The following is a 12927-nucleotide window of genomic DNA, read 5'->3' as shown; positions in this document are numbered from 1 at the left end:
GTGACTGAATGGCTCAAGTAACCTATATTGCGCTTTCCAGTGTCTCGACCGTAAGCTGATCATTGGTATAAACACAGACTTCCGCAGCAATGGCCATGGCTTTGTGCCCAAGCTTCTCGGCATCTTTTTCATAGTCAATCAGTGCTCTCGCAGCGGCAAGAGCAAAGTTCCCACCAGACCCTATCGCAGCAATGCCCTGAGTGGGCTCAAGGACATCTCCATTACCGGTCAGGATTAGTGTGACCTCTTTATCTGCAACGATCATCATGGCTTCAAGGTTGCGCAGATACTTATCGGTGCGCCAATCCTTTGCTAGTTCCACTGCCGCACGCATTAACTGACCATTGTGGCGTTCCAGTTTCGCTTCTAGGCGCTCGAATAATGTAAAGGCATCTGCGGTAGCTCCGGCAAAACCACCTATGACTGATCCGTCATGCAGTTGCCGAACTTTTTTGGCATTGGGTTTCATTACGGTTTGACCCATGGAAACTTGACCGTCGCCAGCGACGATCACTTTACCATTTTTGCGGACGGAGAGGATGGTGGTGCCATGCCATTGTTGCATGCCATGGTGCTGATTTTCTGTCATAAACCGGATATGGGAAATCTGTCGGTCAAGTGCAACCGTTTGTGCCTCAATAGCTATTTTTCATACTTACTGATACCTATTGCGCAAAAAAAATGGCGACCAAAAGGCCGCCATTTCAAATTCATTTAGCGCCTGAACTCAGGGGCTTGTTGGATCGTCATCGCTTCCATCAGCAGCGATGATGATGCCGCCAATAACTGCAGCAGCAGCAAGAACGGCGATGATGATGCCTGATCCGCCTTCAAGTTTGCTTTCTTCATCTGCAGATGCACCAGCACGAACAGGTTGAGAAACTTTAGACACTGGCTGTGCAGCCTGTGCGAACACAGGTGTAGCAACCAGAGATGCAGCTGCAACTGCAGCCATACCAATTTTACCGAAACGCATAATTTGCTCCTTCAGGGTTTCGCATTTCACTCAATACGTAGTGCCCACTGCCATAACAATTGTTTGAAATCAACAAGGTTTATGGTTTTAGTCCTTAATGTTAGCCATTGTTGCAAAGATCACACATTCTTCGTTTTTGATCCATTCTGGATAAATATTCTGCCTTGGAAGCATCCATAGGACTGTGTCATCTTAATACAAAAGGACAGAGTGGCAATTTTCTGTTGGATTCTATGACTAACAAATTGTTAACAAGTCGGCATGAAAAAGAATCTGAACCGCTCACTTACATTGCATCACGAAGGCGTGAGGCATCCTTTTCGGCTTAGTCTGCCGCTTGAAGCTTTGTCTCTGAATGATGAGCAAATCAGTTTGGCAGAAACTGCCAAACAGCCAAGAAAACGACTGAGTGAGGATGCAAGCCTCTTTCTTTTGAGTTTTTCGGCGTTCTTTACCGCTTTTTACCTGTTCATCTTTTGAACAGTTTTTCAAGACGGCTTTAGTCGCAGGCGAGATGCAATTGCTGGCCTAGCCATGCCGCGACGATGCACATTCCCGTTACCAACAACAGCTGTTCAGTGGTTGAAACACCCAACAGGCTCAGTCCCAATGCGGCCAATGCGCCTAGCACCATACATCCCGAGTTGACTACGTTGTTGGCAGCGATTGTCCTCGCAGTTTCGCTGATATCGACGGTTGTAGTCAAGAAAGCGTAAAGCGGGACAACAAACATTCCACCAAAAACCGCTACGCCGGCCAAAGTACCAAGCAGAGCCCATGCGCCGTCGTGCATCATGAATGTGCTGAATGTATAGAGCTCGCCATTGGGTAGACCTTCCCAGCCGCGAGCGATGAAATATAGTATCAATACGAATATACCCATCGCGATGACGCTGTACGGTGCGTATCGCGCAGAAACTTCGCTTTTTAGCAGGCGATTTATCAAAATGGATCCCACTGCAATACCAACCGAAAAGACCCCCAGAAAAAGGCTGGCGACCGCAGGTGTCGATGTCAGGACATTTTCCACCAATGGTGGAAACTGAATGATCAGCACCGACCCTATTGTCCAAAAGAAACTGATGGCCACGATTGCGAGATATAGCCTCCGAACGTGCAAGGTTGCGGAGATCAGTTTGATGGACGAGCGAATAAAGTTGAAATCAATCTTTTCGACTTCTTTTTGTGGCGGCGCGCTTGGCATAAACTGCGCGCCTATACGGCCCACCAGCGCCACCAGAAATACGGAAACAACCGCCAGTTCAACGCCATTGCCATTGCGATCGATAATGATTCCGCCCAATATTGTGCCCGCTAATATCGCGATATAGGTGCCGGCTTCTACCAATCCCGTTCCCGCTAACACTTCATCTTTTTCAAGATGTTGGGGCAAAATCGCATATTTAATTGGTCCAAAAAATGTCGATTGTAAGCCAAGCAGGAACAGAGCGGTCAGCATGATCGGGATTGATGGTATCAACAGACCAATGCCACCGATGACAGCGATCGCAATTTCAAGCGTTTTGACGAGCCTTGTGATCCGTGCTTTGTCATAATTGTCCGCCAGTTGCCCGGCGAGCGACGAGAACAGAAAAAAGGGCAGGATGAAAATTCCAGAAGCCAATGCATTAAACTGAAAGTCCTGTGCTGGATCTTTATAGATGCCATATGTTACCAGGATAACCATTGAGAATTTGAACAAGTTATCGTTAAATGCTCCAAGCATTTGCGTGATGAAAAGCGGCCAAAAGCGGCGCTTTGCCAATAGTCGAACGGCTGATTTCATTCTTGGAGTTTTCCTGTTGTTGAGCATTGTCAGACAGGGGGATAGATTTGGCGTTACCCTAACGATGTTGCCCGATAGCGCAAGGCGTTGGATGCGAGAAAATTTCCGCATCAATGCCGGGATCGCAACGATAGGATTTAACTTTTGGCCAAACCTCGTTATGGCAGCGGGCAATATGTTGAATCTACCGAATATTTTGACCCTTTCCCGTATATTCACGGTGCCGTTTCTGGTCGGTTTGCTATGGTGGCCGGATTGGAAACTGGGCTATTTGCTGGCGACGGTATTGTATGGGTTGATGGCGATAACGGATTATTTTGATGGCTATCTTGCACGATCCCAGGGCACAGTGTCCAAGCTGGGCATCTTTCTCGACCCAATTGCCGATAAGATCATGGTCGCTTCGGTCATTCTTATCCTCTGCGCAACCGGCGACATAGAAGGTTATAACGTCATAGCAGCTCTTATCATCTTGCTTCGCGAAATTGCAGTGTCGGGATTGCGTGAATTTCTGGCAGGACTTCAAGTCAGCGTTCCGGTTTCGCAGCTGGCCAAATGGAAAACCACATTTCAGCTCATTTCGCTTGGCGCTTTGATATTGTCCGGTGGATTACCGCAGTTTGGATTTATTCTTACCGTCGGCATATGGACACTTTGGGCTGCGGCGATATTGACGCTCATTACAGGCTGGGACTATCTACGGGTTGGTCTGAAGCATATGGATTAGATGACCAACGAAATGCCCAACCAGATCAACATTGTCTATTTTTCATGGGTAAAAGAGCGGCTTGGCCGTGATCAGGAACTATTGGAGCTTCCTGAAATTGTGGAGAATGTTGGTCAACTTATCGAGCATCTGCAAAATTGTGATCCAGTCTATCGTGATGTATTTTCCGATCTTAGAAAGCTGCGTTTCGCTTTGGATCAGGGTTTTGTCGGGCTGGATGCTTCACTGCGTGATGCCGAGGAACTTGCGATATTTCCACCGGTAACGGGCGGATGATCAAGGTATCTGTCATAGAAAGTGATTTTGATGCCGGTGCGGAAATCAAAAACCTGTCTGCGCTCGGTGGTGGCGCCGTGACCAGCTTTGTCGGACAAGTGCGAGGCGATGGCACGCTTGATGCGCTGGAACTTGAACATTATCCTGCAATGACCGAGAAGGCGCTACGCAAAATTGCTGATGAAGCGCTAGAAAAGTGGGATCTTCACGGGATTACTATCATCCACAGGGTAGGGCGTTTACGCGTTGGTGAACAGATTGTTTTGGCATGCACCTGTTCCGACCACCGTCAGGCTTCGATTGAAGCCTGTTCCTACATCATGGATCAGCTCAAGACAGTTGCGCCGTTCTGGAAAAAAGAAATAGAACAAGATGGCAGCGAGAGCTGGGTCGAAGAACGTCAGTCAGACCTTGATGCCGCCAAAGGCTGGGAAAACTAGGCAGCTTTTTCTGTAACCCAGCTTTGACTCTGGCGCATGATCTCCGCCAGAAGCTTGAATTCCTCTTTGCGAGGACTGTTTTTGCGCCATACCAAAGCGATATCACGAAATGCACGATCCGACTTGATCGGGCGTGCCAAAATATCGGTATGGGTTAGAATTCCGCTATCGATGGCCATTTTTGGAAGTAAAGTCAGGCCCAACCCGTTATCGACCATTTGAACCAGGGTATGAAGTGACGTACCCATCATACGCGCGGATGCTCTGAGCTCCGGACGATCACAGGCGGCAAGAGCATGATCTTTCAGGCAATGGCCGTCCTCCAGCAACAAGAGTCTATTTTCATCTATGATCGCTGGATCAATCACTTTGGGCGGATCGCGAGGATCATCCTTTGGAAAAGCAACAAAAATTTCATCATCGAATAGAGTTTCCGATTCAACATCACCGCATGAAAAGGGTAGGGCTAGCAGAACACAGTCCACTTGCCCGTGATTGAGTGAATCACAGGCCGAATGACTGGTTTCTTCCTTGAGATAGAGTTTGAGTTCCGGCCGTTCTTTTCGCAATCTGGGGAGCAGTTTGGGCAATAGAAATGGCGCAATTGTTGGAATTACACTCATTCGGACATCACCAACCAGTGGCTGGCCAGCGGAACGCGCCATGTCGGAAAGCTCTTCCGCTTCCCGCAAAATACGGTGTGATTTTTCCACCATTTGCTTGCCAAGTTCAGTAAAGCGAACCACGCGGCGTGTCCGTTCTACCAGCATTACATCAAGCAATGTCTCCAGTTCTTTAATGCCGGCTGAAAGGGTCGACTGGGTAACATAACAAGCTTCCGCCGCCCTTCCAAAATGACCATGCTCTTCCAGTGCCACCAGATATTGCAGCTGCTTCAGTGTCGGCAGGTAGTTTGACATGATTTGACCCTTCGATGAATGGCTGCCCAATAATTCAAGATGATCATAAATACGAGTGCAAAAAGACCCGTTTTAAATGAGTTGCAAGAAAGGACTGGAAATATCCGATCGGGGTCCTTAGCTTATCTACTTGTAAATTGTCGGAGGAAGACATGTTTCGGGACCTTGGTGAGTATCTGGACTCCATAAAAGCGAGAGACCCCGCTCCTCGCTCCCGCTGGGAAGTGCTCCTTTATCCGGGTGTATTAGCGTTGGGTTTGCACCGGATTGCGCATTGGTTCTTCAAAGGTGAACTCTTCTTTTTTGCGCGTTTTGTGAACCATTTTTCTCGCCTTTTTACTGCTATTGATATTCATCCAGGTGCCAAGATTGGCCGGCACCTGTTTATTGATCACGGTTTTTCGGTAATTGGTGAAACCGCCGAAATCGGGGACAATGTTACTATTTATCAATGCGTGACGCTTGGCGGGACCAATCCGGCAAACGGTGTCGGTGGCAAGCGGCATCCAACCATTGAGGATGATGCCATCTTAGGATCTGGCGCACAGATATTAGGGCCCATTACGGTAGGTAAAAGATCACGTATCGGGGCCAATGCCGTGGTGACGCAGGACGTACCAGAGGGTGCGACGATGGTGGGTGTTAGGGCTCGTCCAACGCTTGTTCAAGTAGAACAATATCAGGAAGAATTCACCCCCTATGGAACTCCATGCAGTGAGGTTTTTGATCCCGCAACGCAGAAGCTTGAAATCTTGCAATGTGAAATGGAGCAGCTGCAAAAACGGATCGCCGCTTATGCAGAGGGCCGTGACAAGCCTCAGAACGATAAATCGGAAAGCAAAAGAGATAGCGCCTGATGCGCTCTGAAAATTCCAACGTTTCATCTTTTCCCAACAGGAAAGTGTCCTCCGTTCAGGTAGGATTTGAAAGGAAAGAAATGGAACGGATTCTCAATCTTTACGGACGAATGGTCGCCGCAGGTCACTGGCGCGATTATGCGATGGACATGGGTAAGGATGCAGCCGTTTTTGCTGCATTTCGACGGACATCGGAACGACCACAAATGCGGATCGAGAAGCGTCCGGCGGATCGCAATAAACAAGGTATGTGGACGTTGCATGGCGAGCATGGGCAGATTCTAAAGCGCGGCCATGAGCTTGCCGGGGTACTTGCTCCAATGGAACGCAAATTAATGAAACTGGTTCCAGAATAAGGCACCTTCGCCCGGAAAACTGGGAAACGATCAGCTCGTAAAAAAACTGCAATAAAAAAGACGTTTTTCCGAAACCTAAAAATCATAGAGCCGTCATCAATCAAGACATTGTTTGGGGATTCTGTGAACATGAATTTGAAATCTACTCTTGTAACAAGTGCCGCGATCTTGGCACTCTTGCCGAACCAGGCTATTGCGGCGCAAATATCGAGCGAGGAAGCAGCAGCGCTATTGGAGCGTCTTAATCAGCTTGAGCAAGAAGTCGTGAGCTTGCGCGCGCAGCTTGGTAGTGTTGAAACCTTACAACAACAGCAAGGCAAGCAAGTCGCTGCGGTAGAAAAAGTCGCTCAAACCAAAGAGAAAACCAGTATCAAGTTTAAAGGCGCGCCTGAAATCAAAACAGACGACGGCTGGAGTTTCAAACCACGCGGTCGTATTCTCTACGATTTCAATAATCTTTCATCTGTACCATCGACAATTGATATTCCTGGCGAAGGTTTCTCAAACGAAGCACGGCGTGTTCGCTTGGGCGTGCAGGGCAAGATTCCTGGCGGTTTCGGCTATAAGCTTGAGGTTGATCTTTTAGACGGTGTTGAACTAACCGACGCCTATCTGGATTATAAAAGCGGTGGTCTAACGGTAACGGTTGGCCAGCATAATAACTTCCAGTCATTGGAAGAAATATCGAGCAGCAACGATACCAGCTTTATTGAACGTTCTGCCTTTACCGACGCATTTGGTTTTCAGCGTAAGGTCGGTGTTTCCGCAGCTTACAAGACCGGTGATTTGTTGCTGCAAGGCGGTGTATTTACCGACAATATTGATGACCTGAGTGACGGTAATGACAGCATCAGCCTAGATGGCAGGCTGGTGTTTGCGCCAAAACTTGGTGATGCCCAACTTCATCTGGGTGGCTCTGTTCACTGGACGGACCTCGGAGATACCATTGATTCAGTCCGTTATCGTCAGCGGCCATTGATCCACAGTGTTGACACGCGTTTCATCAACACCGGTAACATCTCTGCGGAAGAACAGCTGACTTATGGTTTAGAAGCAGCTGTTATTTCCGGCCGTTTCCACGCTGCTGCTGAAACCCACTGGGCGAGGGTCAGTCGGCCGGGTCTGGCTAATCCCACCTTCTTTGGTGGTTCGGTGGAAGCCGGGCTGTTTTTGACCGATGACAAGCGCGAATATAAGGGCGGTGTTTTCAAAGGCGTGAAAGTTAACAATCCCGTTGGTTCTGGTGGTTCTGGCGCCTGGCAAGTAAATGTGCGTTATGACCGGCTTGATCTCACTGATGCTGGTATCATCGGAGGGACGCAGGATGGTTATATGGCATCTTTGATCTGGACTCCGGTTGATTATGTTCGTTTTCTGGTGAACTATGGTCATCTATCATACGGCAATGCGCTGGGCATCGTAACGGGAGCTCCGGATGACTATTCCGTCGATGTGATCGGCGCGCGGGCGCAGATTTCTTTCTAGTAATCTCAAGCAGAGCAAATGAAAAAAAGGCCGGTATTAGCCGGCCTTTTTTTTGTTCATTACGAAACGCTCGAGACTAGGCAGCTTCCGTATCGAGAGCGTAGCCGGCAGACCGGACTGTTCGGATAATATCCGGACGCTGGTTTGCATTCAACGCCTTGCGCAGACGCCGAATATGAACATCGACGGTCCTTAGCTCTATGTCGCTGTCTTGCCCCCAGACACTGTCGAGCAAGCGCTCACGCGAGAACACCCAGTTGGGATGCTCCAGAAAATGGCGCAACAACCGAAATTCAGTTGGGCCGAGAGGAATAGTATCGCCATCACGTTTCACCTTGTGGCCCACAGTGTCCATCTCCAGGTCTCCAAAAGCGAGTTTCTCCCCAGCCAGTGCAGGACGGACCCGCCGCAATACAGCTTTGACCCGAGCTATCAACTCGCGCGGGCTGAACGGTTTTGTAATATAATCATCAGCACCGGTTTCCAGACCGCGGATTTTATCTTCTTCTTCGCCACGAGCGGTTAGCATTATGATCGGAATATTGGCAGTTTCCGGAGAACGACGGAGACGGCGGCAAACTTCGATACCCGAGAGGTTCTCGATCATCCAATCCAGCAAGATAACATCGGGACGATTCTCCTTCACAAGCAGCAATGCTTCCTCACCATCAGCGGTATGAATGACGTCATATTCTTCTTTTTTGAAGTTCCATGACAACAGTTCCGCCAGTGCAGCATCATCTTCCACCAGTAACAATCTCGCATTGGACATATTGCTATTTCCCGTTGGTCGGTTCTTCCATAAAATCGGTGGGATTCTCACCGCGATCACGTTCCGGCATCGGCTCACCTTTGGCGGCAAAATAGACCATTTCCGCAACGTTGGTTGCGTGATCACCGATACGTTCGAGATTTTTGGCGATGAAAAGCAGATGCGCTGCTTCCCCAATGTCCTTTGGATTTTCGATCATGTAAGTGATAACCGAGCGAAATATGCTCGTATAAAAATCATCAACAATCTGGTCACGCTCGCTAACATCAAGAGCAAGATCGGCGTCTCGCCTGGCAAAAGCTTCCAGAGAGTCTCTCACAAGTTCCGACGCCACATTTGACATGGAGGGTAACAACGAAGCTGGACCCAATTTATGGGTACTGGCGATAACCGGAACGCGTTTCGCAATGTTCTTGGCGTAATCGCCAATGCGTTCGACAACCCCTGATATTTTGAACGTAGCGATCAGCTCGCGCAAATCGTCAGCCATTGGCGCACGCAATGCAATTGTCTGGAAAGTGAGGTCATCTATCCGTTTTTCCAAGTCATCGATCAACTTGTCTTCTGCAACAACTTCTTCAGCCAGTTTCAGGTCATGCTTTTCAAGGGCACGCATTGCCTTCGAAATCGCCTGTTCGCTGCGACCACCAATTTCTGCAACCATGCCGCGCAGCTCATTTATGTCGGTGTCAAAAGCTTTAACGGTATGTTCTGTGCCGCTATTTGGCATTTTTGGGGTTCCTTCCCTTTGCAGTTCGCTTAGCCGTAGCGTCCGGTAATATAGTCCCGCGTTTTCTCTTCCGTAGGATTAGTGAATATGTCGGACGTTACGCCATATTCCACCAAAGTTCCCAAATGGAAGAAGGCGGTACGTTGCGACACCCGGGCAGCTTGCTGCATATTATGTGTCACGATTACGATAGCATATTTCCCACGCAGTTCGTGGATCAGTTCCTCAATCTTCGCCGTTGCGATGGGGTCAAGCGCTGAACAAGGCTCGTCCATCAAGATTACTTCGGGGTCAACTGCGATGGCACGGGCGATACACAGCCTTTGTTGTTGACCGCCGGACAGGGCGGTTCCGCTGTCCTGTAACCGATCTTGCACCTCACCCCAAAGACCCGCCCTCTGCAGCGACGTTTCGACAATATTGTCGAGCTCATCTTTGCTGCTGGCAAGCCCGTGAATACGGGGGCCATAAGCGATATTGTCATAAATTGACTTGGGAAATGGATTGGGCTTTTGAAAAACCATCCCGACCCGTGCTCGCAGTTGCACGACATCCATCTTCGGGGCGTAAATATCCTCGCCTTCCAAGGTAATGTCGCCGGTCACCCTAGCAATGGGAATAGTGTCATTCATCCGGTTCAGGCAGCGCAGAAAGGTAGATTTCCCGCAACCGGAAGGGCCAATGAATGCAGTGACGTTGTCCATAGTAACATCAATGGACACATCTTTGATCGCTTGTTTCTCACCATAAAAAACATCCACATTGCGGGTTGTCATTTTCAATGGTCCATCGCCAGCAGAAATGGCGGAAGCTGTGGTCTCTGTCATGATTGGACTTTCACTGGAACTGGTACTGTCTAATAATTCTGTCATATCACGATCTACCAGCGGGTTTCAAAACGATTGCGTAGATATATCGCAAGAGCGTTCATTGTGAGAAGGAACAGTAGCAGCACAATAATTGCCGCCGAGGTTTTTTCGACAAAGCCGCGATTTACCTCATCCGACCAAAGGAAAATTTGCACCGGTAGAACGGTGGCAGGTTCAACAATACCGCCCGGTGGTGTAGCGATAAAGGCGCGCATACCAATCATCAGTAAAGGCGCGGTTTCGCCCAAGGCCCGGGCCATGCCAATAATCGTACCTGTCAGGATGCCGGGCAGGGCGAGCGGTAGAACATGATGAAAGACAACCTGCATTTGGCTGGCCCCTATGCCCAAAGCCGCCTCACGAATAGATGGAGGTACGGCTTTGACGGCATTGCGCCCGGATATCACGATTACCGGCATGGTCATAAGAGCCAGCGTTAGCCCCCCTACCAGTGCAGCGGATCGCGGCAAACCAAAGAGATTGAGGAATACAGCCAAACCAAGCAAACCAAAGATAATCGATGGAACGGCAGCAAGATTGTTGATGGAAACCTCAATCAAGTCGGTGAAACGGTTTTTTGGCGCATATTCTTCAAGATAAAGGGCAGAAAGTACACCTATCGGGAAGGCGATGAGCAATGTGATGAACATTGTTATCAATGAACCTTTCAGCGCCCCCCATATCCCGACTTGCATCGGGTCAGTCGCGTCAGAATTGGTCAAGAAATTCCAGTTAAATCCAGTGCTCAACTGGTCTTTCAACTCGGCAACCATGTCTTCCGCAGTCTCGCTGCCACTTCCTTTAAACGCGACATCAATTTCTGATTCGACCGGCAGGTATAGCGTCGTTTTTGTTTCTACAATCTGGGGGTTTTTCAGTATCTCTTGATTGACGGCCTGCCACCCGCCGGCTGAGAACAATTCGCTGCCTTCTTCGCCATATTGAATTTGAACACTGGTGTTTACAATATCCTGAACACCCAATGTCCTGAGATTGGCCGGGCCATTTGCTCCTTCAAACTGGTCGGCAGACGCGCCTCCGGTCATGGCAGGAAAGTCAATCTCTACCGGTAACTCGGTTTGCGTAAAGCCGCGTAGGCCGTTTCCGACCATCACGATCATCAGAAACGCCAGAAAACCGGCTGACAATATGATCGCACCGATACCCAATGCCTTGAACCGTCGTTCGGCGGCATAACGCCTGCGAATGCGCTGTTGCATTGCATCGCTCTGCCAATCGGTGGGATTGCGTTCTTCCACAAAGGTCGCGTTGCTATTCATAAGCTTCCCGATATTTTTTAACGACTCTAAGTGCGATAAGGTTGAGCAGAAGGGTCACTATGAACAGCACCAGTCCGAGTGCAAAGGCCGCCAGAGTTTTGGGGCTGTCAAATTCCTGATCACCGGTCAGCAGCTTGACGATCTGGGTCGTTACAGTTGTTACACTAGAAAACGGATTGGCGGTCATATTTGCAGCGAGACCTGCAGCCATAACAACAATCATCGTTTCACCAATGGCACGACTTACGGCGAGCAAAACGCCGCCGACCACGCCCGGTAAAGCGGCCGGAATGAGAACCTTTTTTATGGTTTCACTCTTTGTCGCGCCCATGGCGAGCGATCCATCACGCATCGCACTGGGAACCGCGGCAATACTATCATCAGCCATAGAGGAAACAAAGGGGATGATCATGATGCCCATAACTACACCAGCAGCCAGTGCGGATTCTGAAGAGGCTCCGCTAATTCCGATGGAAACCGCAAAATCCCTCAGGGCCGGTGCAACAGTCAAAGCTGCAAAATAGCCATAAACAACCGTCGGAACGCCAGCGAGTACCTCCAAAATCGGTTTCATCCATGCGCGAAAGTTAGGTGGTGCATATTGGGTGAGATAGATTGCGCTCATCAAACCCAGCGGGATGGCAACTATCATCGCAATGATAGCGCCGATAAACACAGTGCCCCAAAATAGAGGAATTGCACCGAATCCAGTCTCGCCCCGTGGCCCTGCGACGGCCTTGGGATTCCATTCGGTTCCGAATAAAAAGTCGATGGGAGATACCATCGAAAAGAATCGTGCCGATTCAAAGATCAATGATACAAATATACCTATGGTGGTAATGGTGGCGATGAGCGATGCAAAAAGCAGCAGCAGCATGGTTGCGCGTTCAATCTTTGTACGTGCCCTGAGTTCCGGCTTTAGCCTAAGCCATCCGAAAGCACCGCAGGCAAACACCAACAAGAGCGCAGCAACCATCCCGAGTGTCCGATAATAGGATATTGCGGTCCGATAAGGTTCAACCATGGATTGAGAGAGAGGGTTAAAGGCTTGAACCTGTTGCCCCGATGCGATGGAGCGCGCTTCCGCTAATATGGCGCCTCGCGCGAAAGGATCTTGTGGGAGTTGTTCTGCCGCTGGGCTGGTCAACGCCGCATCGGTGATGAGCGCCGGGCTAGCCGTGTTCCAGATCATAAGAAATAAAAGGGCAGGGCCGATAGCCCAAAGGGCGACATACCAACCATGATAATTGGGGAGTGAGTGTACAGCTCCCCTTTTTTTGTTGTCAGCTGAAAAACGGCTGGCTTTGACGCGGCCAAAAAACCACGCAATGCCACCAAGGACAATGATCAGCATGAAGAGTATGGAGCCTGTCACGGTAGAATAACTGATCCTTGGTTAGGAATAGGTATAGCGGAATGCGGACCCTTTAAGAAAGCGGCCCGCATTCCGCTA

At 49.4% G+C, this 12927-nt stretch carries 16 protein-coding genes; 7 read left to right on the top strand and 9 right to left on the bottom strand.

Annotated elements, in window-relative coordinates; translation table 11 throughout:
* Positions 1 to 22: 22 nt before the first annotated feature.
* On the bottom strand, positions 23 to 565 hold the full coding sequence (gene hslV / locus DK507_RS15565) for an ATP-dependent protease subunit HslV (protein ID WP_109357216.1): 543 nt from the start codon (positions 563 to 565) through the stop codon (positions 23 to 25).
* Positions 566 to 727: 162 nt separating this feature from the next.
* Positions 728 to 976, bottom strand: coding sequence for a hypothetical protein (locus tag DK507_RS15560; RefSeq protein WP_109357215.1), 249 nt, complete (start codon positions 974 to 976; stop codon positions 728 to 730).
* Between the two features lie 261 nt (positions 977 to 1237).
* Between DK507_RS15560 and DK507_RS15555 the strand changes: the two genes are divergently transcribed.
* On the top strand, positions 1238 to 1456 hold the full coding sequence (locus DK507_RS15555; RefSeq protein ID WP_254054412.1) for a hypothetical protein: 219 nt from the start codon (positions 1238 to 1240) through the stop codon (positions 1454 to 1456).
* A 19-nt stretch (positions 1457 to 1475) separates the two neighbouring features.
* Here DK507_RS15555 and DK507_RS15550 read toward each other — a convergent pair whose 3' ends face one another.
* Positions 1476 to 2762 carry an MFS transporter gene (locus DK507_RS15550; protein ID WP_109357214.1) on the bottom strand — a complete coding sequence of 429 codons (1287 nt, stop codon included), beginning with the start codon at positions 2760 to 2762 and terminating at the stop codon, positions 1476 to 1478.
* A 175-nt stretch (positions 2763 to 2937) separates the two neighbouring features.
* Between DK507_RS15550 and pgsA the strand changes: the two genes are divergently transcribed.
* Genes pgsA through DK507_RS15535 form a run of 3 tightly spaced genes read left to right on the top strand, consistent with a single transcriptional unit; the run spans position 2938 to position 4205 of the window.
* A complete protein-coding gene (pgsA, locus tag DK507_RS15545) occupies positions 2938 to 3489 on the top strand; it encodes a CDP-diacylglycerol--glycerol-3-phosphate 3-phosphatidyltransferase (RefSeq protein WP_109357730.1) in 552 nt (183 codons plus the stop codon).
* A complete protein-coding gene (moaD, locus tag DK507_RS15540) occupies positions 3490 to 3765 on the top strand; it encodes a molybdopterin converting factor subunit 1 (protein WP_254054411.1) in 276 nt (91 codons plus the stop codon).
* A complete protein-coding gene (locus DK507_RS15535; protein ID WP_109357213.1) occupies positions 3762 to 4205 on the top strand; it encodes a molybdenum cofactor biosynthesis protein MoaE in 444 nt (147 codons plus the stop codon). Before moaD ends, DK507_RS15535 begins: the two co-directional genes overlap by 4 nt.
* Here DK507_RS15535 and DK507_RS15530 read toward each other — a convergent pair.
* Positions 4202 to 5125, bottom strand: a complete 924-nt coding sequence (locus DK507_RS15530; protein ID WP_109357212.1) for a hydrogen peroxide-inducible genes activator — start codon at positions 5123 to 5125, stop codon at positions 4202 to 4204. The two genes, DK507_RS15535 and DK507_RS15530, sit on opposite strands and share 4 nt — an antisense overlap.
* 152 nt (positions 5126 to 5277) lie before the next feature.
* On the opposite strand from DK507_RS15530, the gene epsC reads away from it, so the two are divergent.
* The 3 genes from epsC (at position 5278) to DK507_RS15515 (ending at position 7823) form a co-directional block, all read left to right on the top strand.
* Positions 5278 to 5982, top strand: a complete 705-nt coding sequence (gene epsC, locus DK507_RS15525; RefSeq protein ID WP_109357211.1) for a serine O-acetyltransferase EpsC — start codon at positions 5278 to 5280, stop codon at positions 5980 to 5982.
* Entirely contained in the window at positions 5982 to 6338 is a 357-nt protein-coding gene (locus DK507_RS15520; protein WP_109357210.1) for a DUF2794 domain-containing protein, read from the top strand. The genes epsC and DK507_RS15520 overlap by 1 nt, the downstream gene beginning before the upstream one ends.
* A 129-nt stretch (positions 6339 to 6467) precedes the next feature.
* Entirely contained in the window at positions 6468 to 7823 is a 1356-nt protein-coding gene (locus DK507_RS15515; protein WP_109357209.1) for a porin, read from the top strand.
* 76 nt (positions 7824 to 7899) lie between these two features.
* Here DK507_RS15515 and phoB read toward each other — a convergent pair whose 3' ends face one another.
* From phoB to pstC, 5 genes are read right to left on the bottom strand one after another with little or no spacing between them, the layout of a single operon-like run.
* Positions 7900 to 8595, bottom strand: coding sequence for a phosphate regulon transcriptional regulator PhoB (gene phoB, locus DK507_RS15510; RefSeq protein WP_109357208.1), 696 nt, complete (start codon positions 8593 to 8595; stop codon positions 7900 to 7902).
* A 4-nt stretch (positions 8596 to 8599) separates the two neighbouring features.
* Entirely contained in the window at positions 8600 to 9325 is a 726-nt protein-coding gene (gene phoU, locus DK507_RS15505) for a phosphate signaling complex protein PhoU (protein ID WP_109357207.1), read from the bottom strand.
* Between the two features lie 29 nt (positions 9326 to 9354).
* The gene (pstB, locus tag DK507_RS15500; protein ID WP_109357728.1) at positions 9355 to 10152 is read right to left on the bottom strand and encodes a phosphate ABC transporter ATP-binding protein PstB; all 798 of its coding nucleotides are present in this window, start codon (positions 10150 to 10152) and stop codon (positions 9355 to 9357) included.
* 53 nt (positions 10153 to 10205) lie between these two features.
* Positions 10206 to 11474 (bottom strand): phosphate ABC transporter permease PstA, encoded by a 1269-nt coding sequence (pstA, locus tag DK507_RS15495; RefSeq protein ID WP_254054410.1) that lies wholly within the window; start codon positions 11472 to 11474, stop codon positions 10206 to 10208.
* Complete coding sequence (gene pstC, locus DK507_RS15490; protein ID WP_109357206.1) at positions 11467 to 12849, bottom strand: phosphate ABC transporter permease subunit PstC; 1383 nt, start codon at positions 12847 to 12849, stop codon at positions 11467 to 11469. Before pstC ends, pstA begins: the two co-directional genes overlap by 8 nt.
* Positions 12850 to 12927 lie beyond the last annotated feature (78 nt).

The sequence above is a fragment of the Sphingorhabdus sp. EL138 genome, from assembly GCF_900258045.1.
Classification (GTDB): Bacteria; Pseudomonadota; Alphaproteobacteria; order Sphingomonadales; family Sphingomonadaceae; genus Parasphingorhabdus.
This window is presented reverse-complemented; position numbering and strand designations above follow the sequence as displayed.